The organism is Streptomyces sp. NPDC002889 (assembly GCF_042888425.1).
Taxonomy (GTDB): Bacteria; Actinomycetota; Actinomycetes; order Streptomycetales; family Streptomycetaceae; genus Streptomyces.
The window spans coordinates 40,396-63,146 of the sequence record NZ_JBIAPT010000027.1 but is presented as its reverse complement, the minus strand read 5'-3'; the positions used below and the strand labels follow the sequence as shown (position 1 = coordinate 63,146).

Here is a 22,751-nt window from a genome sequence, read left to right as displayed (position 1 = left end):
AGAGGTGCTGCGGTTGACGCGGGGAGGTTCCGCTCAGGCGGGGGTCGCCTCTCCGGTCCACCAGGCGGCGGTGGCTCCGGGGAGCATTCCGTCCGGGCAGGGCCCGCTGGCGAGCAGCGGGGAGCCGGTCACCGGGGCCGGTACGGGCTCGGTGCCGAAGTTGACGGCGCAGATCAGTCCGTCGCCGCGGGCGACGGCCAGAACCTGGGGCGGTGCGTCCAGCCAGCGCAGGGTGCCTTCGCCGAGCTGCGGCAGGCTGCGCCTGAGCTGGAGGCCTTCGCGGTACAGGTGCCAGAAGGAGCGGGTGTCGGCAAGGGCCCGGTCGGTGGCGTGCTCGGCGAACCACTCGGGTTGCGGCAGCCACGGCCTGGCTCCTTCGGCTCCCTGGCTGAAGCCGAACGGTGAGGCATGTCCGGACCAGGGCAGCGGGACCCGGCAGCCGTCGCGGATCCGGGCGCGGCTGCCGGTGCGCCGGAAGATGGGATCGGTGAGCACCTCGTCCGGGAGGTCGAGGACCTCGGGGAGGCCGAGCTCCTCGCCCTGGTAGACGTAGGCGGCTCCGGGCAGCGCCAGCATGAGGAGGGCCGCGGCGCGGGCGCGGGCCGCACCGAGTCCGCTGCCTTCGACGCCCACTTCGCCGGCGTAGCGGGTGACGGTGCGCACCTGGTCGTGGTTGTTGAGCACCCAGGTGACGGTGGAACCGGTACCGGCGATGTCGCGTATCGCCTCGGTGATGGTGGAGCGGAACGCGGCGGCGTCCCAGGGGGCGCTGAGCAGGTCGAAGAAGAAGGCCTGGTGCAGTTCGTCGGGTCGCACGTACTCGGCGTGTTCGCGTGCGGTCGGTACGGAGACCTCGCCGACCAGCAGGCGCTCGCGGCCGTCCCGGGCGGTGTACTCGTCGCTCACCGAGCGCCAGCGGCGCCAGACGTCGTGCACCTCGGGCTGGTTCCAGGCGAGCGGGTTCACCGAGTCGCGGGTGCGTTCGTCCGCGTACGGGTCGTCGGAGTCGGGCATTTCGGGGTGCTTGTAGAGACCGGCCGCGACATCGATGCGGAAGCCGTCGACGCCGCGGTCCAGCCAGAAGCGCAGCACGTGCTCGAAGAATTCACCGGTCTCGGGGTTGCGCCAGTTCAGGTCGGGCTGTTCCGGGGTGAACAGGTGCAGATACCACTGGCCCGGGGTGCCGTCGGATTCGGTGATCCGGCTCCAGGCCGGGCCGCCGAACATGGCCCGCCAGTTGTTGGGGGGCTCGTCTCCTGTGGGTCCACGGCCGTCGGCGAAGTGGAACCGGGCGCGGGCGGGGCTGCCGGGCTCGGCGACGAGGGCCTCTCGGAACCACGGGTGCTCGCTGGAGCAGTGGTTGGGAACGATGTCGAGCAGCAGCTTGAGACCCAGACGCCGGGCGTCGGCCATCAGTCGGTCGAATTCGCCGAGGTCTCCGTAGACGGGGTCGACGTCGCAGTAGTCGGCGACGTCGTAGCCGTGATCGTGCTGCGGTGACGGGTAGAACGGGCTGAGCCAGATGCCGTCGACACCGAGCTTCTTGAGGTACGGCAGTCCGGCGCGTACGCCGGCGAGATCGCCGATGCCGTCGCCGGTGCTGTCCAGGAAGCTGCGGACATAGACCTGGTAGATGACCGCGTCGCGCCACCAGGCGGTGGGCGTGCGGACAGAGGGGCCGGTTCCGGCCAGGGGTGCTGAGAGCATCTCGCGTGAGACCTGTTCCTGCTGGATGCGAGAGCGACCCGGAGCTGAAGCGGCGCTGCCGGGCTCGCCGTTATGCATGCATGTTAAGTAGTCATGTCAGCCAGGTGTCAACGAACTGACATAAAGCTGCCCGATAATGCCCCGATATCAGAGGGTGCAGAGAAGCGGCCGCGTACTTAACATGTAAGTAAGCGGCCGACGGGCACTACGGAGGAGGCGGTATGGGCTCAGCCCTTGCGGGCGATCGACTCCAGTTCACGGGAAAGTCGAACGACGGCCTGCTCGGGGGAGGCACGCAAGGCCATCACGTCCTGCACCACCGCCTGCACCGCCAGGGTCACCTGGTCGTACCGGGGGCTCTTGGGGCGGGGCTCTGCCGCCAGCACGCTCTGGCGCAGGGTCGGAAGATACGGATGGTCCCGGATCAGTGCCGGATCCTTGTACAGCTCGGCTCGCACCGGCGGCAGCGCACCCTTGGTGAGGACCTGGCGCTGCACGCGCTCACTGGTGAGATACGCGATCAGGTCGGCCGCCGACTGCGGATGCCGCGACTGTGCGCTGACCGCGAGGTTGGAGCCACCCAGCACGCTGGTGCCAAGGCCGTCGGGCCCTGGCAGCGGCACGGCCCCCACCTTGCCCGACACCTTGGAGTCCTTGGCGTTCGCGAGCGCGTAGACATACGGCCAGTTCCGCAGGAACAGCACCTTGCCGTCCTGGAATGCCTGCCGCGACTCCTCTTCCTTGTAGCCGAGGGCGTCCTTCGAGATCCAGCCCTCGCGCATACCGTCGGCCAGGAACCCGAGGCCGGCGCGGGCGGGGGCGGAATCCACGGTGACGCGGGCGCCGTCGTCGCGCAGGAAGGACCCGCCCGCCGAGTGCACCGCCTCGGTGGCATTGACCGAGAGTCCTTCGTACGGCAGGAACTGACCGGCGTAGCCGTCGAGTCCGTACTTGGGGGCGATGTCACGGGCCTGGCGGGCCAACTCCTCCCAGGTACGCGGGGGACCGATGCCCTCGCGCCGCAGGATGTCCGCACGGTAGTAGAGCAGTCCGGCATTTGTAACATAAGGGACGGCATACAACCGGCCACCGAAGGTGGCGGTGTCCACGACGGGCGGCAGGAAGTCGTCCAGCGGGAAGCGCTCCCTCTCCAAGGGTGCGATCCAGCCGGCCGCCGCGAACTCCGAGGTCCAGGCGACATCGATATTGAGCACATCGAAACGGCCACCGCCCGAACGCAGCTCGCTGATCATCTGCGCCCTGGTCTCGTCCGCGGAGTCGGGCAGTTCGACGAGGGTGACCTTTTCTGCCGGATGACCGGTGTTCCAGTCGTCGAGCAGCGGGCCGAGATAGTCGGTCAGATCGCCGGCCGTCACCAGCGTCATCGGACCGCGGCCTTCGCGGTTCGCGGTGCCCTGCTGCGCGGAGAACCCCGTGTAGCCGAGCAGTATCACGGCGATCACCAGGAGAGCTCTACCCGCGGCACGAGTCCACCGCATAGGTTCCTCCCAGTACACCGTCCCGGCCGCGCTGCCGGAAGCTGTGGCCTATATATACCCGTTAGGCATAAGCGATACTAGACGTGCAGGCGGACCGGGCAAGGGACTGCGTCACACCCTGCACCACGAGCCTACGAGCAACTACCGAGCGGGAGGAGGGGGCGCGTGCGGCTGCCGCTTCTGGCGCTCCTCACCCGCGGCCCGGCGCACGGCTACGAGCTCAAGCAGGACCTTGAGAAGCTGCTGGGCGCCGCGTACCCTCAGCCGAACGTCGGCCAGATCTATGTCACCCTCGGGCGGCTGGAAAAGGCCGGTCTCATCGAGGGCGAGGACGTCGAGCAGTCGGGCAGGCCCAACAAGCGGACCTATCTGCTCACCGCCGCCGGCCGGGAGGCCGTACTCGCCTGGTTCGAGGAGACCGCCGACGAGCCCAGAGTGCGGGACGAGTTCTTCATGAAACTCGCGCTCGCGTCGGAGTCCGGACTCGCGGACGCGGTCGCCCTCATCAACAGACAGCGGCGGCAGTACCTGAACACCATGCGTGAACTGTCCAGGCTGGCCGCCACCGAGGAGCGGGACAACCGCCTGTCCCACCTGCTGATCGAAGGCGCGATGCTGCATCTGCAGGCCGATCTCGACTGGCTGGAACGCTGCCAGGAGGAGCTGGAATGAGCAACGAAGGGGCTCCTTCCGGGCTGCCCGCCGACGCCGGCGCACCGACGCCGATCGTCCGTGCCGAGGGCCTGAGCAAGACCCACCACGGCGAGGGCGGGCCTGTGCACGCGGTGCGCTCGGTGGACCTGACCGTACAGCCGGGCGAGTTCGTCGCCATCACCGGACCCTCGGGGGCCGGGAAGTCCACTCTGCTGCATCTGCTCGGCGGGCTGCAGCGGCCCGACAGCGGAGAGCTGTGGCTCGACGGACAGCGCGTGGACGGCTATCGCGAGGCGCGCTGGGCGGGGCTGCGCCGACGCAGCATCGGCATCGTCTTCCAGTTCTTCAACCTGGTCTCCAATCTCACGGTCGCCGACAATGTCGAGCTGCCCGCACTGCTGGCCGGCGCCTCGCCCCGGGCGGCCCGGGACAGCCGCGCCGAACTGCTAGCCGAGCTGGGGCTCGAGGGCCGCGAGCGCGCCATGCCCGGCGAGCTGTCCGGCGGTGAACAGCAGCGGGTGGCGCTGGCCCGGGCGCTGGTGAACCACCCCTCGCTGCTGCTCGCCGACGAACCGGCCGGCAGCCTGGACAGCAAGGGGACCCGTGAGGTGCTGCGGCTACTCTCCCGCTTCCACCAGCGCGGCCAGACGATCGTTCTCGTCACACATGACGCACGGATGGCGAGCGCTGCCGACCGGGTCATCAGCTTCTTCGACGGGCGGATAGCCGATGACGCGGTGCTCGGCGGTGGACGCGCAGCGCCCGGCGGCGGGGTCCGCGGCGTACTCGAACTCAAGGACTGACCGTGCGGGCCACTCTGCGCTGGGCGCACGCCGATCTGCGGGCACACCGCGGCGAGGCGCTGTTCGTCGTGCTCGCGAGCGCCGGCATCATCGCCTCGCTGCTCCTCGCCGGAGCGCTGCTGAGCTATGCGGCCAACCCCTGGCAGCGGATCTTCACCCAGTCCCGGGGCGCGCATGTGTGGATCCACACCCGGTCCGATGCCGACACCGCCGCGCTGGCACGGCTCACGGGGGTTGAGGGTGTGGCCGGGCCCTACCGCACGGGGCAGGCGACACTGGAGTCCCGTGGCGCCCGAGCACGCGTGGAGCTGCGCGCCACGGCCACCCGCCCCGAGTCCGTCGCCCGCCCGCTGCTCACGGCGGGCCGATGGCTCGACCCGGCCTCCGACGGCGCCGGGAACGGGCTCGGCGGGGTGGTGCTCGAAGCCTCGGTGGCCCGTGTGCTGTGGGCGGAGCCGGGCGATACGGTCACCGTCGCCGATGCGGCCGGCGCCGCCCGGACGCTACGGGTCGCCGGTGTCGCCGAGACCGCGGACCTGCGCTACCGGCCGGGCGGCCAGCCTGGAACGGGGTGGGTCCTGCCCGGCACCCTCGACCGGGCCGACCCCGGCAGCCCGGGGGTGACGGCCGGACTGCGGCTCGAGGACCCCGCCGACACCGACTTCACCGTCCAGCGCGCCGTGACCGTGCTCGGCGCGGACCATGTCACGCAGGTCGCCAAGTGGCAGCAGGCACGGGCCGAAGCGGGCGGCGACGACCGGCTGCTCGGGCAGCTCTTCGCCGTGTTCGGGCTCGGCGCGCTGCTGTGTGCGGCGCTCGCCGCGTCGGGTGCGATCAGTGCCCGGGTGCGCGGCCAGTTGCGCGACATCTCGATACTCAAGGCGATCGGTTTCACACCGGGGCAGGTGGTACGGGGGTTCCTGGTCCAGCATCTGGCGTTCGCGCTGCTCGGGGTCACGCTCGGTACGACGGCGATCGCGCTGCTCGGGAACCGGATACCCGGCCGGATCGGGGACGCGGCCGGAGTGTGGCAGGAGCTTCCCGGGCACACCGCGGTGCTGCTCGGTGTACCGGGGGCCGCGGTCCTGCTGATCGCGGCCGCGACCGGGCTCGCGGCCTGGCGGGCGGGCCGGGTGCCGCCTGTTCCCGTGGCGAGGATGGCGCTGCCGTCGGCCGCTCCGATGACCGGGCTCGGCCGACGGGCGCTCGGGCTGCGGGTACCGCCCGCCCTGGTGCTCGGCTGGCGGGCCGCGTTCCCACGCCGGGGCCGGGCGCTGGTTCCCGTGGCGCGGCTGGCTCTTCCCCTGCTTTTGATCACGGTGGCGCTCGTGGCCTGGTCGACCGTGGACCGGTTCGGCAGCCGGCCCGCCGAGATGGGTCTGCCCGCCGCGCTGACCGTGCGGGCCGAGCAGCCGGGCAGCATCCCGGACCGGGAGCTGGACCGCGCGCTGACCGCCCAGCCGGATGTCGTGGCCGCCCACCCGGGGGCCGAGGTCGCGGCGCTGGCACCCGGGCAGACCGGCACGATCACGCTGCGCGGGCTGGGCACGGCATCGGCCCCGTATCCGTACACCGTCGTCGAAGGGCGCGCGGCCGAGGAACCGGACGAGGCCGTGGCCGGACAGGGCCTGCTCGACCTGCTGGATGTCGGGGTCGGGGACTGGGTGCGGCTGACGGTCCAGGGGCGCCCGCAGATCCTGCACGTCGTCGGGCGCAGCATCGAACCCGAAGGCGGCGGCCGGGTGATCTCCACGACCCTGGACACGCTGCGGGAGAGCGACCCCGCGCTGCGGCCCGACTTCCATCTCCTCGAACTGCGACCGGGCGCGGACCCGCGGGATGTCAGCAGCGCGCTCGCCGCATCGTCCGGCGGCACCCTGGAGATCCGCGAGATCGCCAACCCGGCGGACCGGCTCGCTCCGGCGCGTGTGGTGATCGCCGCGCTGATCGCGGTCCTGGCACTGATCGGGCTGATCGAGCTGCTGACACTGATCAGTACGGGGGTGCGTGACCGCGGCCGGGATCTGCTGGCGCTCAAGGCGATCGGACTGACACCCCGCCAGATCAGCTCGGTGATCGTGACGGCCGCCGGTCTCACGGCGCTCGCGGCAGCGGCCGTGGGCACGGCAGTCGGGATGGTCTCGGGCCGGTGGCTGGTCGATGCCCAGGGCCGCTCGAGCGGCATCGGTGCGGGGATCGCCCATCCGCCGCCCGCGTCGTTGCTGGTGCTGGTCGGGGCCGGGGCGGTGCTGGGGGCCGTCGCCGCGGCGACGCTGCCGGCGGCCCGGACGGCGCGACGCCGTCTCGCGGACTCGCTCAGCGAAACGCTCTGACGGCGGTGGCGGCACACGGCCGCCGGAAAGCCCGCGGCGGCGGTGGCCGCCGCGGGCTTGGAGATCACCGGCGTCGTCGACCGGGTGGAGACCTCCTGGGGCCCTGCGGACCTGGACGTGGCCCACTGCGCCACCGCTCCGGCGTTTGCTGGACGGCGCCCGCGCCGGCATGGAGTTCGCCGACCGCTACGTCGCGGCGGGCGGCACGCTGACGGCGGATCCGCGGCCCACCTGTACTGGCGCATCCTCGACGCGCCGGCCTTCGCCCCGGAGGCGGAGAACGTGGCGGTGCCGTGGCGCGAACTCGGACGTGAGGAACTGACCCCGGCGCTGCTCGCCACGAGGCTGGAGGAGTATCTGCGGCGCCTCGTCGCCCGGGTACGGCTGACCGCGTGGCAACGCCTCGCCGTCCACGGGGGCGGTCCGACGGGTCACCTCCACCCGGATCCGGCGGGAACCGGGCGTGACGGAATTGTGTCTGTCATGGGGACAGCACGTGGGCTATCGTGCGGCGGTCGTACAAAAGCCACCGTGAGACACGGCGTGGAACGGGGACCGCCGGCGGTTCCCACTGGGGGAACGTGATGAACGTGTGGTCGGTGCCCGGGTACACGGAGTCCCGGGAATTGGGATCGGGCGGTTGCGGGCGTGTCGTCCTGGCTGTCCATGACGCCACCGGCGTGCCGGTGGCCATCAAGTATCTGAACGGGCGGCTGCGCACCGATGCAGCCTTCGTCCAGGAGTTCCGGGCCGAGGCACGGCTGCTCGGTGACCTCGACTCGCCACATGTCGTCGGACTCTACGAGTACGTCGAAGCCCCGCACGGCGCGGCCATCGTCATGGAACTCGTCGACGGGATCGCTTTGCGCGCGCTGCTCCTGCGGGAGGGTGCCACCGGACCGGAGGCGGCTCTGGTGGTGCTCAAGGGCTCGCTGCTGGGGCTGGCCGCCGCGCACCGGGCAGGAGTGGTGCACCGGGACTACAAGCCGGAGAACGTCCTGGTCGCGGCCGACGGTTCGTCCAAGCTCGTCGACTTCGGTATCGCCGCGGGCCGTGGCAGCACACCCGGAGTGGCCGGCACACCCGCGTACATGGCCCCCGAGCAGTGGAACGGCGAGCCCGCCTCCCCGGCGGCGGACGTCTATGCGGCGACCGCCACGTTCTACGAGTGCCTGACCGGCCGCAAGCCCTTCACCGGCGAGAACTTCGCCGAACTGGCGCTGCAGCACATCGGCGCGCCGATCCCCGCGGACGACGCGCCGGAGCCGGTGCGCCCGCTGATCAGGCGCGGCCTGGCGAAGGCCCCTGAGGACCGTCCCGAGAACGCGACCGCGTTCGTGGCCGAGCTCGAGGAGATCGCCGGGGCGGCGTACGGCCCCGACTGGGAGGAACGCGGGCAGCGCAAACTGGCCGCGCTCGCCGCACTGTTGCCGCTGCTCTTCCCCTCCGCCGCCGGCCGCGCGGCCGGCACCACCGACCTTGCCACGACGGCACTGGGCGGTGGCGGCAGTCCCGGCGGCTGGTCCCCTCTGCTGCGCAAGGCACTGACGGCGGCCGCCGCGCTGGCCGTGGCCATCGCGGTGGCGATCGCAGCCGGGGCTCCCGGAGGCGGCCCGCAGGAGAGAACCGCCCAGGCCCTCGCCACCACGAGCGCGGAGCCCGGTACGCCGCAGGATCCGCTCACCTCTGCGCCGGCCGGTCCGTCCGCGTCGGCCGACCCGTCGACATCGACGTCGCCGTCGGCCACGGACTCCACGAGCCCCTCCCCCACCACTTCGGACACGGCGACCGATGAGCCCGCCACGCCGACGCCCGGGACCCCGGCAGACCCGGTGACCACGCCGTCCACGGCTGGTCCCACGGTCGATCCCACGACCGCCACACCCACGGCGCCGCCGGTGCGCGTGCGGGCCGTGTCCGTGACCAGCCTGCGGCAGACGGACTTCACCACTGCTGCCGCGTCCATCGACGTCACGACGGACGGCACCGGACCCGTCACCATCGTCGTTTCATGGTTCACCGGCAGCACCAAGGGCGAACTGGGCAGTCCCGACGGCACACAGACCTTCGAGCGCAGCGGCGCGACGCAGTACACCCTGCCGCTCACCCACACCTTCCAGGGCCGGGGCTGCTACTGGGGTGTGCAGGCGACGACGAACCCGACCGCCGCGAACGGCAGTTCCATGCAGCAGATCCTCACCCAGCAGTGCTCGATCCGATGAGCGGTCCGACGAACGATCCACGAGTCCCGTACGACGGCCCGTCGGACGCGAGTCGGCCGCAGCCCCCAGACGCCGACGACGAGTACAGCGCGACCGCCCTCGGCAGCCATTGGTTCGAACGCCCCGAGCCCGAGCCCGAGGTGGATACGCCCACCCTCGTAGAGGACCACGCAAGGCCGGCGGACGTGGCGCCCGACCGGGTCGAGGGCGACGTCCTGCGCTTCGGGCCCGGCGTGACCGCCGTCGTCCGCAGCCGTGGCAGCGGCACCACCGCCGCCGATCTCTGGCACGGCACCCTCGCGGGACAACCCGCCTCCGAGCCGGAACAGCCCCGCCGCCGCCGGGTACTGCGGCGTTATGCCCTGGCGGCCTCGGTGCTGCTGGCGGTGCTGGTCTTCCTCGCCTGGCAGCGTTACGGCCCCGGACTTGCCGTGCGGGGCGTGGCGGTGGAGACCTCGGCCAAGGGTCCGGGGTGCGACGGCACGGCCGATGTGGTCGGCGTGGTGAGGACGAACGGACGCCCCGGCACTCTGAGGTACAGCTGGGTGCGCAGTGACGGTACGGCCTCGGGCGAGCTGGAGGAGAAGCTGAAGCGCGGCCAGAAGCAGGCCCGTCTGCATCTGCTGTGGACGTTCCACGGCACAGGTGCATACCGGGCCGCCGCCGAACTGCGTGTCACCTCGCCCTCCTCCCACTCGGCGTCGGCGCGTTTCCTGTACGTGTGCGACTGAACCGGTGCGTCGCTGCGGCGGACACAGTCGTTCATGAACCTTCTGCAACGGCAGGTACAGGCCCTGCGTCGGCCTGTACGTGACGCCGCTCGGCCCGACGGACCGCGGTGCCCAGGCCGACGACGAGCGCGGTCTCCCCTGTGCGACTCGCCGATCTTGCCGCGGCGGAGATGGAACGGCACACCAAGGATTCACCTCTACCGTGTCGAACCAGTAGTTTCCAGAAAGGCAGTGGTGATATGGCCGTCGACGCATCGAGCGTCACCGTCGCACGAGAGGCGGACCCGGAGTCCGGCCCTGAGCGATGGAACGGCCGGCAAGGCCCCTCTTCGTCATGGTGGACCTCGTGGCCGTCGGTCCTGTCCCTGCTGCCGCTCGGCCTGCTCGCCATGGCTTCCTGGCTCGGCCGGTACGTCCGCCCCAGCGCCGACGAGTGGTGCTTCCTGCCCAGCGTGCGCGACCACGGTATTTCGGGCCTGGTCGGAAAGTTCTACTTCACCGACAACGGGCGGATCGGCAACGGCCTGTTCGTCGGCCTCTACGCGAAGTTCCCGGTGGCCGGACACCAGTGGTTCGGGCTGATCAGCGGCGTACTGATGCTGGCGCTGCTGTGGGCGCTGACCGTACAACTGCTGCGCCGGGCCGACGTGGAAGCGCCGCGCGGCCTCCCGTTGCTCGTGGCGTCGATGATCACCGCCGTATTCCTGTTCGCCACCCCCAACACCTACAAGACGTTCTACTGGCCCGCGGCCTCCGTCTCGCACACCGTCGCGCCGGTGCTCGCCTGTGCGGTCGTGATTCCGCTGCTGCGTGCGCGTGGTCGCAGGGGTCGAATCGCCGCCCTCGCCACCGTGATCGCGGCGGGGGTTTTCATGGGGACGCTCTCCGAGGAGGCGTCGGTCGTCGCTCTCGTGGTGCTGTCGGGTGTGGTGATGTTCGCGCACCGCGTCTTCACCTCGCGGGTGAAGGGCTTCGCCCGCCGCTGGGCGCTCCTCGGCATGGCGGGCATCGCCGTCGGCACCCTTGTCCTGATGACCTCACCGGGCTCACGCAACCGGCGCGAGCGCTACGGCGCCGACCGCGCGTCCATGCTCGCACCGGAATCGCTGCTGAACTCGCTCCGGGGATACGTCCAGATCCTGGAGACCGTCCTGACCACATGGCAGTACGTGGGAGCGGTCGCGGCCGGCGTACTGCTGGGCCTGCTGGCCCGCGGGCGGAGCCGGCGGCCCGCCGTCCTGCTGCCGTCCCGTCCCCTGCCGCTGATCTCCCTCGGCGCGGTCGCCTTCCTGGTGTCCGGCTATCTCTGCACGGTCATCACCTACCCCGTCTTCGGGGATCGGGTGGTGACCACGGAGCGCACCTGGAACGACTACCTGCTGCTCTACGTCCTGCTGCTGGTCGGCGCCGGCGCCTTCATGGGGCAGGCACTGCGGCTGCGTGCGCCCTGGGCGGGGGGCGGTGTGGCGACCGCAGCGGCCGCCGCGGTGTGCGCGGCGGCCGTGCTGGGTATGGCCGGCCCGCTCCAGGACCTCGGCAACGAGATGCAGGTGCGGGCCGAGAAGTGGGACCGTCAGGACCGGTTCCTGCGCGAGCAGGCGGCAGGCGGCGCGAAGGTCGCGCCGTACAGGCCCGTTTCGGTCGCCAGGATGCTGGAACCGTTCAGTGACAAGGGCCGCAAGGTCTGGCCGGCGCAGTGTGTCGCCGACTACTACAACCTGGACAAGGTCACGTACTCGACACAACTTCCCTGACCTCGGCAGCGGCGTGGGCCGTTGCGCTGCCGGCGGCGGCCGCGCGGGAGGTGTCGGTCTCCCGGATCACATAGTGCGGCCGCCGCTTCGCCTCGTGATAGATCCGTCCCACGTACTCGCCGATCACGCCGAGGGTGGCGAGCTGGATACCGCCCAGTGCCACTATGGCGGTGATCAGGGTCGCGTAACCGGGCGTCTTCACGCCGTCGAGCAGGACGTTCGCGATGATCCACAACGTGTAGACGACGGCGGACAGGACGAGCCAGAGTCCGGCGTGGATCGCCAGGCGCAGCGGGCGCATGTTGAACGAGAGCAGCCCGTCGATACCGTAGTTGAGCAGACGGCGCCCGCCCCACTTGGACTGCCCGGCGGCCCGCTGCACGTTCTCGTACGTGAAGCTGACGGTGTCGAATCCGATCCAGGAGAACAGCCCCTTGGAGAAGCGGTTGCTCTCCGGGAGCGAGAGCACCGCGTTGACCGCCCGGCGTGACAGCAGCCTGAAGTCGCCCGCGCCGTCGACGACTTCAACCTCCATGAAGCGGCGCACCATGCGGTAGTAGGTCTGGCTGAGCGCCTTGCGTACGGCGCCCTCTCCCGTCCGGTCCCGCTGGGCCACGACCTGGTCGTAGCCGTGCCGATGCAGCTCCAGCATCCGCGGCAACAGCTCGGGCGGGTGCTGCAGATCGGCGTCCATGAGGACCACCGCTTCGCCCCGTGACATCCTCAGTCCCGCGAGCATCGCCGACTCCTTGCCGAAGTTACGGCTGAAGGAGGTGTAACGCACCCGTGGGTCCGCTGCTGCCAGGTCGCGAAGCTGCAGTCGGGTCCGGTCGCTGCTGCCGTCGTCGACATAGCAGATCTCGAAGGTCGTCCCGACCGGCTCGAGAGCGGCGATCAGAGCCGTGTGGAAGGCGTCGATCACCTCGCTCTCGTTGAAGCACGGCACGACGACCGAAGTATGGACCGTTGTCATCTCACTCCATGCGCTGTGATGCGGGCAGGCTGCCCTCTCTGCAGCCCGTTGCGTAGGCAAGATGGTCTAAGGGCCGAAGAGGTTGCCTTCATGGTGAGGTGAACGCTGGTTCGTTACCAGGAAGCGATTGTTTCCGGGCGCGTCGCGCACGGTGACGAGCAATCAGGTGCGGCGGCGCCGGAGCATCGCGGATCCGGTCACGGCGAGCAGCGCGAGCACGGCGGCCCCCGAACCGGCGATCAGGGTGAGCGTGTTGTCGTCACCGTCGGCCGACGCCGTGGCGGGACGGCCGGCGGAGGGATCGACGGGTGGGGCGGCCGGTGCGGCTGCCTCGGCGGTGCCCTGGGGTTCACTCGGCTGCTCGGTGGGCCGGTCGGCCGGAGGGCTGGGCGGCGCCTCGGACGGCTGGGCGGTCTGTGGAAGGGTGTCCCGCGGCGGTGCGTCGCCCTCGCCGTGGCTGCCGCCCGTCAGCACCACGTCGGAGCACGAGTAGTAGGTGTCGGGCGTGTCCGTGTTCCGCCACACCGTATAGAGCACATGCCGTCCTGTCAGCCCGGACGGGAGCCGCCCGCTGATCCGGTAGGCGCCGTTGACGAGCGCCGGGTCGGTGGCCGTGGCGAACGGCCGCGCGGCCAGGTCGTCCCAGCGCAGCGGTGTCGCCGGATCGTGGCCTTGCTTGGTGAGATAGAGGTTGAACGTCCCCCTGTGCGGGATCGTCGACCGGTAGGTGAGGGTGAACGGCGCACCGGCCTTCAGCGGTGTCGCCGGCCAGTCGGTGCGGGCGATGTCCAGCCCCTTGTACGCATCCAGGCCGGCGCTGCACAGCTGACCGTCCGGAATCACCTCGCGGTCCCTGCCCCGCACATCGGCCACCCGAAGGTTGTCCCACGCGCTGAAGTCCGCTCCCCCGTTGACGGCACGGGCCGCTCTGCAGGCCGCCGATGTGCGCTGCGCCCCGTCGAGTCCGCAGGCGGCGACCCTGCTGACCGGGTCGGTCGGCGCGCCATGGGCCTGGGCGACCCCCGCGGCCGCGAGGGTGAGCAGGACGGGCACCGCCCCGACGAGGACGGCAGCAACGGCAGCGGCAGCTGGCGGGCGATGGTCGGTCATCGGCGGCAGACCTCCTTGACGGGGCTCGACGGTTGCCGTCAAGTACGGCGCGAAACCGCGCCGCGTTCATCCCGCTCTCGCGTCCGACGGGTTCTTGCACGACGCGGCCGCGCGCGCTGTGGGCGGGCTTCCGGACGTCCGCCTCACGGCAACGCTCACAGTCTGATGCGGGCGACGATCGGCAGGTGGTCACTGCCGGTCGCGGGCAGCGAAGCCACCCGCGAGACGGTCGCTGATCTGGTCATGATCTGGTCGATCCGGGCGATGGGGAACCCCGCGGGCCAACTGAACGCGAACCCCGGCCCCGTCGGGTTCATCTGCGAGCTGACCGGCCTCAGTCCCCGGTCGTCCACCGTGCTGTTGAGATCGCCCAGCAGGATCACCCGGTCCACCTGCTCCGCGGCGATCGCCGCGCCGAGCAGCCGGGCGCTCTCGTCCCGCCATGCCGAGCCCAGCCCCGTCACACCGAGGCGTACCGAGGGCAGGTGAGCCACATACACCGCGATCTCACCGTGCGGCGTCCGCATGGTGGCGCGAAGCCCGCGGTTCCAGCCGGAGCCGATCCCGGCCGGTTTGATGTCCACCGGCCGTGCCTCCGTCAGTGGGAACGTCGACCACAGGGCGACCGTGCCCGCCACCGCGTGATGCGGATAGTCTCCGGCGAGCGTCGCCTCGTACACGGGACGCGTGGACTCCGTCACCTCCTCCAGGGCGATGAGGTCGGGTCGAGCCCGCGTCAGTGCGCGTGCGGTGGCCTGCGGGTCGGTGTTCACATCACTGACGTTGTGCTGCACCGCGACGATATCGTGCGCCGTGCCCTGCCCGGGCAGCAGCAGAACGCCGAACTGCCCCAGCCACACGCCCATCGGCAGCAACAGGGCGAGCAGTGCGGTGCGGGCCCTGCGCAGCAGGGACAGCGCCGCCAGCACCGGAACGGCCAGACCGAGCCAGGGCAGGAACGTCTCCACGAGGCTGCCGAGGCGGCCGACGGCGTTGGGTACGGCGGCAGGGACAGCGAGGACGAGCGCGACGAGGGCGGCGGCAAAGGCGGTGCCGCGGCCGCGCTGCCAGGCGGAGCGCCCCCTGGCATCCACACCCCAACTCCCGCCTTGCACATGCGGCTCACCCCGACGCCACTTGCTCGGGGGCCCGTCGGGCCACCATGCGGACGGAGGCCACGCGGCGCGCCGGGGCCGCGCCTCAGGCATCGAACGCCTCCAGGGTGACAAGGGCGCTGTCCGCGTTCTCGTACTCCACCGTCAGTCGCACCTCGTCCGCGACGACGTTCTGCGCGGACGGGTAGGAGATGTCCAGGCACACGTCCTGTGTGCAGTGCTCCTTCGGCTTCTCGTCGGGGTAGGTGGTGGCCTTGAGCCAGTCCGCGACATCGGCGCGCGGCATCCGGAACGTCCCCCTGACCACGGTGTCCATCCACTCGTCGACCGAGCAGTCCTCGTCGGTCGTACCCTCGGGAAGCGAGCCGTGGGCGAACTCCATGGCACGGGAACAGCCGGCCTGCGAGTGGGTGTTGAAGGGGTCGTCGCTGACCATGAACGAGATCACCATCCAGGCGAACCACATCACCAGGGCGACGGCGGCAGCCAACGGCACCGCGAGCACGGCCCACAAGACCCTGCGCCACCGCCTCCCCTGCCGGCTCGGCCGCGCTGCCTCGCCCGCCGCCCCGTCCTGCCGTGCGTTGTCCATGACGCCCCCGATTCCCGCCCGTGGGTCAGATCTTGCCAGTCCGCCGGGCCGGGGGCGTTGTCAGTGGTGACGGACAGCGTCGCGGACAGGATGTGTCGGGGAGGAGTCCGTATGGAATTCCGTATCGAACGCCGTGAGTTGGCCGACGCCGTTGCCTGGGGCGCTCGCGTGCTGCCCGCACGTTCACCCGTGCCGGTGCTGGGCGGGCTGCTGCTGGACGCGAGCGACGGCCGGCCGCGTGTCTCGGGACTCGACTACGAGGCGTCCGCACGGATCGAGGTGGAGACGCAGACGGTGCGTCCCGGTCAGGTGCCGGTCATGGGGCGCAGGCTGCTTGATGTCTGCCGTGTTCTGCCGGACGGGCTCGTGGACTGCGCGGTGGAGGGCTCGCGCTCCTCGGTGGTCGGTGGCGGTGCACGGTTCGGCCTTTCGGTGCTGCCTCTGGAGGACTGCCCTGCGCTGCTGGCACTCGCCCTTCGTACGGTTCCATCTGCTGGGCCCTGGCCAACGGGCCCTGCTCAGCGGTACGGACGCGGCGGACGGCACGGCGCATCCCGCGCATCGGCATCTGCTGATGCCGGTGAAACCGCTGGTCTGACCGGTGACCGCGGATGGCCGGCGGTTAGGCTGAGGCGCATATGTTCCGCTTCCACCGCACCGCCGCCGCGCAACGCGCCCGCGCGACCGCCGCCTTCAGGGGCGCGGCGGCCGCTGCGGTGACTGCCGTGGCGCTGGCCGGCTGCGCGTCGGAGACCGGGGCTCGGGACGGGGGCGTTGCCCCCAGTCTGTCGCCTCCGGTGCGCCCCTCGCCGCTGTGGCCGCAGTATCAACCGCCCCGGCCACCCGGCACCGGTCAGCCCGGCCCCGCCTTCAAGCAGTACCCGGCCGTGCCCATCGAGCTGCCCGGGAGCGGCCTGGCGGGAGTGTCGGTGAGGAAGCTGCTGGAGAGGGACCCGAATGTGCCACAACTGGTCCGGGCCGCGCTCGCGGACTGTCCGGGCGCGCGGTGCGGACTGCGCGCCCCTGTCCACCGAGACCTCACGGGGGACGGCGACGATGAACTGGTGGTCGCCTTCGACGAACCGTCCGCCTCGCTGACCCTGGTTCAGGTCTACCGGGCATCGGGCCGCACGGTACGCCCGGTGCTGATCACCTGGGGCCAGCTCGGGCTGACCGGCGAGACGTTCGGCCGCGATCTGGTGATCACCTCGACCGGCCACGACGGCAGCTTCACCACCCGCTACCGCTGGAACGGCACCGTGATGGCTCCGGGCGCATCGCAGAACGAGCCGCGTTCGCCCGCGGCGCCGACCGGCGCGACCGCAGGGCAGTCCGGCACGGCCACCGCTCCACAGACGAGGACGCCCCGATGACGAACCCTCCGCAGGCTCCCTCCGAAGCCCATGTGCTGCTCGTCGAGGACGACGAGGTGATCCGCAACACCGTCCGGATGGTGCTCGAGCGCTACGGCTTCACCGTGTCGACCGCGGGCGACGGGCTGACCGGCCTGGAGCTCTTCCGGGAGACGAACCCGGATCTGCTGCTGCTCGATGTGATGCTCCCCGACCTGGACGGCATCGGGCTGTGCCGCAGGATCCGCGAGCTGAGCCTTGCGCCGATCCTGATGATGTCGGCACGCGGCGACACCCTCGACGTCGTCTCCGGTCTCGAGGCAGGCGCCGACGACTATGTCGTCAAGCCCTGTGAGAGCGCGATTCTTGTCGCACGGATCCGCTCGCTGCTGCGTCGCGCCTCCTTCGCACCGGCCGCCACCGCGGGCAGCCGGGCAGCGAACGAGGAGGACTCCACGGCCACGTTCGGCGATCTGACCATCGACACCCGCGGCATGGAGGTGTCGCGCGCGGGACGCACGCTCGCGCTGACCCCGACCGAGCTGCGGATGCTCCTCGAGTTCGCCGCATCGCCCGGCGTCGTACTGGAGCGCCGTACGCTGCTGAGCCGGGTGTGGGACCACGCCTGGCACGGCGACACCCGCGTCGTCGACCTTCATGTGCAGCGGCTGCGCGCCAAGATAGGCGCCGATCGGATCGAGACGGTCCGCGGCTTCGGCTACAAGCTGCGGCGCTGACCATGGCTCTGCGTCGGCGGATCGCCGCCCTGGTGGCCGCGGCCATCTGCGCCGTCGCCACTGCGGTCGGCGTGCTGGTGCACCATGCCTCACTCGACCGGGAGCTCTCGCAGGCACGCGAGACGGCACGCACCACGCTCGAGCGGGCCGCCGTCATCTACACCCGCACCGGGACGGTCCAGGGCTCGGGCGCCGAACTCGACGCGAGCGGTCTGCCCCGCGGCCTCGGCACGCTGGTCGCCAAGGGGCGCCAGGGCACCGAGTTCACCGACGGACCGTCCGGGCCCGCCATGTGGGCCGCGCGGCCCGCTGGTGACCGGGTGCTTTCCGTACGCATCGACTTGAGAACCACGATGCGCGACCTGGGTGCGCTCGACACGAGCATTGTTGTGGCCGGTGGACTCACCACGGCGGTGGTGCTGCCCCTCGGTGTGCTGAGCGCGGGCCGGATGAGCCGCAGGCTGCGTACGGCTGCCGGGACCGCCCGCCGCATCGCCGCTGGGGATCTGGACGCCCGTATCTCGGCCGCGCCCCGGCCGCAGGACGAGATCGCCGAGATCTCCACGGCCGTCGACACCATGGCCGCCGCCCTGCAGCGGCGACTGCGCGTCGAGCAGCGCTTCACCGCCGATGTGGCGCATGAACTGCGCACACCTCTCATGGGACTCGTCACCGCGGCCGAACTGCTGCCGGAGGAGGACGAGGCTGCCGGATATGTGCGCGACCGGGTGCGGGTTCTCAGCACTCTGGTGGAGGAGCTGCTGGAGATCTCCCGACTGGACGTGGGCGGGGAACAGCCGGATCTTTCGCCGTGCCCGATAGGACCGTTGGTGACCGCGATCGTCCAACGCACGGGTCTGGCAGCCACGTTGCAGGTCGACGACCATGCCGCGCAGGACCCCGGCGTGCGCGTGTGGACCGACCCCCGGCGGCTGGAACGCATCGTCGCCAATCTGGTCGTCAACGCGCACCGGCACGGCCGCACACCGGTCACGGTGTCGGTGACGGCCGGCGAATGCGTGAGCGTGACCGTACGCGATCGGGGCACCGGCTACCCGGACTCCCTGTTGCAGGAAGGGCCGCAGCGATTCGGCACGGGCACCCGGGAACGCGGCACGGGCCACGGTCTGGGCCTGACCATCGCCCGGGGCCACGCGGATGTCATCGGAGCCACGCTGACCTTCGCCAACGACCCGGACAGCGGCGCGGTCGCCACCCTGCTGCTGCCCGCGCGGCAGGGTGGTCCGAGCGGATCCGGCGACTGACCGATACACAGCCGATACACCACCGAGGCACAGTTGATGCCGGTCTTCCGCTTGACGAAGATCTTCGGCGCCGAGGATGGTGCCATGCGTATCAGGCGGAACCCCGACCGGGCGGCGGAGCGGCTCGCAGCGAGCGAGGTCGGCTGGGCGGAGACGCCGAGAGGGCGCGGCGGCCGTCCGGGTACGCGCGGCAGGCAGCGAGGGACCCTGCCCCTGCCCGGCATGGGCGGCCGGTCCCGCAGGCGGACCGGGATACGCCGTTTCCTGAACTGGCGGGCCGCCCTGCTCAGCGTCGCCTCCCTCGGCACCCTGATGGTCGGCGGCTTCACCGTGCTGTACGTCGCGATCGACATCCCCCAGGCCAACGACCTGGCCAGGGCTCAGAGCAATGTCTACTTCTACAGCGACGGAACACGCCTGACCCGCACCGGAGACATCAACCGGGAGAGCGTCCCCCTCGACCGCGTTCCCCTGAATGTGCGGCGGGCGTTCGTCGCCGCGGAGAACAAGGACTTCTACAGCGACTCCGGCGTCTCGCTGAGCGGCACCGCCCGCGGGATCTTCAACACCGTGACGGGCAAGGGAAAACAGGGCGGCTCGACGATCACCCAGCAGTACGTCAAGAACTACTACCTCAGCCAGGAACAGACCGTCACCCGCAAGGTGCAGGAGCTCGTGATCGCTCTCAAGGTCGACCGTCAGACCTCCAAGGACGACATCCTCGCCGGCTATCTCAACACCAGCTTCTACGGACGGCAGGCCTACGGCGTCCAGGCGGCGGCCCGCGCGTACTACGGCAAGGAGGCCGGGCAGCTCACCGTCGAGGAGGGCGCGTATCTCGCGGCGCTGCTCCAGGCCCCCAGCCAGTACGACTGGGCCGCGGCCGGCCCCGAGGGCAGGCGGCTGGTCATGGAACGCTGGGGCTATGTGCTCGACAACATGGTCGAAGAGGGCTGGCTGGACGGTGCCACGCGACAGCGCATGCGGTTTGCGCCACCGCTCGCGCCCAAACCGGTCTCAGGGCTCGGCGGGCGGGCCGGCTATCTGGTGGAAGCCGCACGGCGGGAACTGATGGCTTCGGGCATCAGCGAGCAGGAACTCGCAGGCGGCGGCTGGCGTATCACCCTCAACATCGACCCTGCTCGGCAGCGGGCGCTGGAGCAGGCTGTCGCCACCGGTGGCGACGCATCCGGCGTAACCGGGCCCTCCGACCCCTCTGGCCCGTCCGACGCGGACACTCCCGCCGGGACGGAGGACGCCGACCAACAGGCCGGTGCCGTATCCGTGGATCCGAGGTCCGGCCGCATCCTGGCGCTGTACGGCGGCCGGGACTACCTCAAGCACTTCATCAGCAACGCGACCCGCTCCGACTACCAGGCAGGTCCCACGTTCGGACCGGTGGCCCTGGCCGCGAAGGTCGACGCGGCGCCCGATCAGCGCGGCACAGGCCGGACAACGGACGTCTTCGCGCACGTCCGGCAGACGGCCGTGGAGTTGGGCATGAACCCGCAGGCGAGCGGGTTCACCTCGCCGCGATCGACGTCGCTCGGGCTGATGGGCGTCAGCCCGATGGAGATGGCGGGTGTCTACGCCACCCTCGCCAACGAGGGGAGAAAGGTGACTCCTTCGATCGTGAAGTCGGCGCAGCGCGGCGACGAGAGCACGAATCTGCCGCCCTCGATCGGCGGCCAGGCCGTCAGCGCCGAGGCGGCCGGCATCGTCACCGGGTCACTCGGAAGCAGCTTCGCCCGCGCGGACAGGCTCCCGGTCGAGGGCGCCGCGGCGAGCGCGCAGCCCGTCGCCTTCGTACCCACGGTCACGGGCCCGTCGGACGACCGGAAGGCGGAGTGGTACATCAGCTTCTCGCCGGAACTGGTCACCTCGCTGGCCTTGTTCGGCGAGGACGCAAGGACCCAGAAGCAGGTGGCCCTCAAGGGCGCCGGGGAGGGCAACGCCGAAAGGATCTGGTCGATGTACACGGCGATGTCAGGCTCCGAGGTGGCGCCGGACCCGGTCGGATCGGAGGAGTAGCGGACGCGCCACGCTCGGGGCATTGCCGGAAAATCGGTGGCAGCCCGACGAGACGGCATGGCAGTCTTCAGACACCGAAGGGGTGTAGCTCAGAGGCCAGAGCGCCGGTCTCCAAAACCGGATGTCGCAGGTTCGACTCCTGTCTCCCCTGCCTTCGTGACCAGCGAGGTCGCCGGTGAAAGCCCAGGTCAGCGCATGAGCGGCCTGGGCTTTCGCATGCCCCGTACAGCACCGCCCCCAGTCGGCGGGGAGCCACGGGCTACGGAAGGCCGGGGGCCTGCTGCTGGTCCTCGCCGAGGGCGGCGACGACATCGGCGTCGAGGCCGAGCGCCTCGTCCACGACCTGGCCAGGCTCCCCGCCGACGAGGCGGGCGGTGGGGCGGACGGCGAACCGGCCGGCGGCGATGCCAAGTCCGGCGAGGGCCATGAGGATGCCAAGGGTCTGATCCGACTCGGCGACCTCCATATCCCATCGGGCCTCGTCGGCGTCGGTCCAGCCGCTGCTCGGGCGGCCGAGGACTTCCATCCAGTCGTCGCCGCTGGCGTTGATCGCGGCCTGCTCAGCAACGCCTTCAGCGACGGTCCCTTGGCCGTAGATGACGATGCCCCAGATGGCGAAGGCGAGTCCGGCGAGTGTGAGGGCGAGGCGGGTGCGGCGTCGAGCTCGTGTCACGGGTGGTTCTCCTGGCCGGCGCGGGTGGTGGTGATGACCATCGACGGGGGCGGATGGTTGCCCTACGCCACGGCCCGCCTTTCGGAGAGCGGCAGGGCCAGGGGCTGCGGGTCGTTGCCAAGGGGCGCACCGCGGTTCAGCACCGGTGTCCCAACCGGATGTCGCAGGTTGGACTCCTGTCTCCCCTGCCTGTGCGTGTCCGCCGCCCGCTGTCGCAGCGGGCGGCGGACATGTGTCATCGGCCGACCAGCAGCGCGGCGAGCGCGGCCGGGTCGCAGGCGGTGTGAAGGTCGCTGACCTGGCCGTCGCCGACCTCGACGACGCGCCACATCCCGTCCTCGCGCAGGGCGACGTCGGTGGTGACGAACCGGCAGCCGAGGCCGCGCACGGCGGGTGTGATGTGATCCAGCTCGGGTGCGGGTGCCCGGGTGCTGCGGCTGTCGGGATGCGGTGTGATCAGGCGTGGCTCCGAGTCCAGCCACCACACGCGCAGTTCCGGGGCGGCCGTGACGTCCTTCACGAAACTCTCGTACGCGCGCAGCACGATGCCGCCCGCCAGGAACTCCGCCTGGAGCTCGACGAAGCGCCCCACGATCCGCTGCAGTTGCCGGCGGTCGCCGAGGTCGGGGATGTAGCAGGCCTGGTCCCATGCATCTTTTCGGGACTTGACGTAGTCCTTCACTATGGCGGCACCGGACGGCAGCTGCGCGGCGAGCGCCGACAGCTGCGCCAGGGGCGGGGCCTGCCCCGGTCCGGTGGGCTGCCACGCGCTCGCAGGGGTGACGTCGGTGAACGCCTCGTACCAGCCGGGAAGTTCGTGCGCGGCCCGATAGCGGTCGGGCCCGACGATCAGGCTGCTGCCGCGGCGCAGGAGAGCCGCGTTCAGGTCCGCGTACTGAACGGCCGGAATCATCCAGCCCCGGTACCACGCCGCGCCGAGTCCCTCTGGCACCCGGGCGACCGCCAGTTCGGCGTTGCCCTGGAGGAGCGCGTCATGGTCGATGAGGGCGATGTCGCCACCGGCGGCCCGGACTTCGCGGGCCTCGTCGGCGAAGTGCTCGTCGGCGCGCCGGGGATTGAGCGGATCACAGCAGTACAGGACGGGTGCGGGCATGCGATCACGCTAACCCGTCCCAGCGTGTTGACCCAGCCCGGCCATTTGCTCATACCCATGGATCCAAGGCGCCTTCGGTCAGGCCT

At 71.0% G+C, this 22,751-nt stretch carries 18 protein-coding genes, 1 tRNA gene and 2 pseudogenes; 13 read left to right on the top strand and 8 right to left on the bottom strand.

Features of this window, described 5'->3' with window-relative positions:
• Positions 1 to 33 precede the first annotated feature (33 nt).
• Both ACFYWI_RS31660 and ACFYWI_RS31655 read right to left on the bottom strand, forming a co-directional pair.
• A complete protein-coding gene (locus ACFYWI_RS31660) occupies positions 34 to 1,707 on the bottom strand; it encodes a glycoside hydrolase family 13 protein (protein ID WP_389239147.1) in 1,674 nt (557 codons plus the stop codon).
• Between the two features lie 227 nt (positions 1,708 to 1,934).
• The gene (locus tag ACFYWI_RS31655; RefSeq protein WP_389239145.1) at positions 1,935 to 3,206 is read right to left on the bottom strand and encodes an ABC transporter substrate-binding protein; all 1,272 of its coding nucleotides are present in this window, start codon (positions 3,204 to 3,206) and stop codon (positions 1,935 to 1,937) included.
• 165 nt (positions 3,207 to 3,371) lie between these two features.
• Between ACFYWI_RS31655 and ACFYWI_RS31650 the strand changes: the two genes are divergently transcribed.
• From ACFYWI_RS31650 to ACFYWI_RS31620, 7 genes and pseudogenes are all read left to right on the top strand, one after another.
• Positions 3,372 to 3,878, top strand: coding sequence for a PadR family transcriptional regulator (locus tag ACFYWI_RS31650; protein ID WP_389239143.1), 507 nt, complete (start codon positions 3,372 to 3,374; stop codon positions 3,876 to 3,878).
• Entirely contained in the window at positions 3,875 to 4,663 is a 789-nt protein-coding gene (locus ACFYWI_RS31645) for an ABC transporter ATP-binding protein (protein WP_389239141.1), read from the top strand. The genes ACFYWI_RS31650 and ACFYWI_RS31645 overlap by 4 nt, the downstream gene beginning before the upstream one ends.
• A 2-nt stretch (positions 4,664 to 4,665) precedes the next feature.
• Positions 4,666 to 6,996 carry an FtsX-like permease family protein gene (locus ACFYWI_RS31640; RefSeq protein ID WP_389239139.1) on the top strand — a complete coding sequence of 777 codons (2,331 nt, stop codon included), beginning with the start codon at positions 4,666 to 4,668 and terminating at the stop codon, positions 6,994 to 6,996.
• A gap of 63 nt (positions 6,997 to 7,059) precedes the next feature.
• Positions 7,060 to 7,374 (top strand): annotated as a pseudogene (locus tag ACFYWI_RS31635) (aminoglycoside phosphotransferase family protein); the annotation flags it as partial.
• A 206-nt stretch (positions 7,375 to 7,580) separates the two neighbouring features.
• Entirely contained in the window at positions 7,581 to 9,218 is a 1,638-nt protein-coding gene (locus ACFYWI_RS31630; protein ID WP_389239137.1) for a protein kinase, read from the top strand.
• Entirely contained in the window at positions 9,215 to 9,949 is a 735-nt protein-coding gene (locus tag ACFYWI_RS31625) for a hypothetical protein (RefSeq protein WP_389239135.1), read from the top strand. The genes ACFYWI_RS31630 and ACFYWI_RS31625 overlap by 4 nt, the downstream gene beginning before the upstream one ends.
• Positions 9,950 to 10,188: 239 nt before the next feature.
• The gene (locus tag ACFYWI_RS31620) at positions 10,189 to 11,703 is read left to right on the top strand and encodes a DUF6056 family protein (protein WP_389239133.1); all 1,515 of its coding nucleotides are present in this window, start codon (positions 10,189 to 10,191) and stop codon (positions 11,701 to 11,703) included.
• On the opposite strand, the gene ACFYWI_RS31615 is transcribed toward ACFYWI_RS31620, so the two are convergent.
• From ACFYWI_RS31615 to ACFYWI_RS31600, 4 genes are all read right to left on the bottom strand, one after another.
• The gene (locus ACFYWI_RS31615; RefSeq protein ID WP_389239131.1) at positions 11,678 to 12,676 is read right to left on the bottom strand and encodes a glycosyltransferase family 2 protein; all 999 of its coding nucleotides are present in this window, start codon (positions 12,674 to 12,676) and stop codon (positions 11,678 to 11,680) included. The two genes, ACFYWI_RS31620 and ACFYWI_RS31615, sit on opposite strands and share 26 nt — an antisense overlap.
• A gap of 162 nt (positions 12,677 to 12,838) precedes the next feature.
• Positions 12,839 to 13,786, bottom strand: coding sequence for a lytic polysaccharide monooxygenase (locus tag ACFYWI_RS31610; protein ID WP_389239129.1), 948 nt, complete (start codon positions 13,784 to 13,786; stop codon positions 12,839 to 12,841).
• Between the two features lie 155 nt (positions 13,787 to 13,941).
• Complete coding sequence (locus tag ACFYWI_RS31605; RefSeq protein ID WP_389239126.1) at positions 13,942 to 14,880, bottom strand: endonuclease/exonuclease/phosphatase family protein; 939 nt, start codon at positions 14,878 to 14,880, stop codon at positions 13,942 to 13,944.
• 106 nt (positions 14,881 to 14,986) lie between these two features.
• Entirely contained in the window at positions 14,987 to 15,493 is a 507-nt protein-coding gene (locus tag ACFYWI_RS31600; protein ID WP_389239124.1) for a hypothetical protein, read from the bottom strand.
• A 111-nt stretch (positions 15,494 to 15,604) separates the two neighbouring features.
• Between ACFYWI_RS31600 and ACFYWI_RS31595 the strand changes: the two are divergent.
• The 6 genes and pseudogenes from ACFYWI_RS31595 to ACFYWI_RS31570 form a co-directional block, all read left to right on the top strand.
• A pseudogene (locus ACFYWI_RS31595) lies at positions 15,605 to 15,955 on the top strand (DNA polymerase III subunit beta); the annotation flags it as partial.
• 176 nt (positions 15,956 to 16,131) lie between these two features.
• The gene (locus ACFYWI_RS31590; RefSeq protein ID WP_389239122.1) at positions 16,132 to 16,866 is read left to right on the top strand and encodes a hypothetical protein; all 735 of its coding nucleotides are present in this window, start codon (positions 16,132 to 16,134) and stop codon (positions 16,864 to 16,866) included.
• On the top strand, positions 16,863 to 17,582 hold the full coding sequence (gene cseB / locus ACFYWI_RS31585) for a two-component system response regulator CseB (RefSeq protein ID WP_389239120.1): 720 nt from the start codon (positions 16,863 to 16,865) through the stop codon (positions 17,580 to 17,582). The genes ACFYWI_RS31590 and cseB overlap by 4 nt, the downstream gene beginning before the upstream one ends.
• Positions 17,583 to 17,584: 2 nt before the next feature.
• On the top strand, positions 17,585 to 18,847 hold the full coding sequence (locus ACFYWI_RS31580) for an ATP-binding protein (protein WP_389239118.1): 1,263 nt from the start codon (positions 17,585 to 17,587) through the stop codon (positions 18,845 to 18,847).
• Positions 18,848 to 18,931: 84 nt separating this feature from the next.
• Positions 18,932 to 20,878: a transglycosylase domain-containing protein gene (locus tag ACFYWI_RS31575; RefSeq protein WP_389239116.1), complete on the top strand. Its 1,947-nt coding sequence runs from the start codon at positions 18,932 to 18,934 to the stop codon at positions 20,876 to 20,878.
• A 78-nt stretch (positions 20,879 to 20,956) separates the two neighbouring features.
• A tRNA-Trp gene (locus tag ACFYWI_RS31570) sits at positions 20,957 to 21,029 on the top strand.
• Between the two features lie 108 nt (positions 21,030 to 21,137).
• On the opposite strand, the gene ACFYWI_RS31565 is transcribed toward ACFYWI_RS31570, so the two are convergent.
• Both ACFYWI_RS31565 and ACFYWI_RS31560 read right to left on the bottom strand, forming a co-directional pair.
• Positions 21,138 to 21,551 carry a hypothetical protein gene (locus tag ACFYWI_RS31565; RefSeq protein WP_389239114.1) on the bottom strand — a complete coding sequence of 138 codons (414 nt, stop codon included), beginning with the start codon at positions 21,549 to 21,551 and terminating at the stop codon, positions 21,138 to 21,140.
• Positions 21,552 to 21,786: 235 nt separating this feature from the next.
• On the bottom strand, positions 21,787 to 22,665 hold the full coding sequence (locus ACFYWI_RS31560; RefSeq protein WP_389239112.1) for an ATP-grasp domain-containing protein: 879 nt from the start codon (positions 22,663 to 22,665) through the stop codon (positions 21,787 to 21,789).
• Positions 22,666 to 22,751 lie beyond the last annotated feature (86 nt).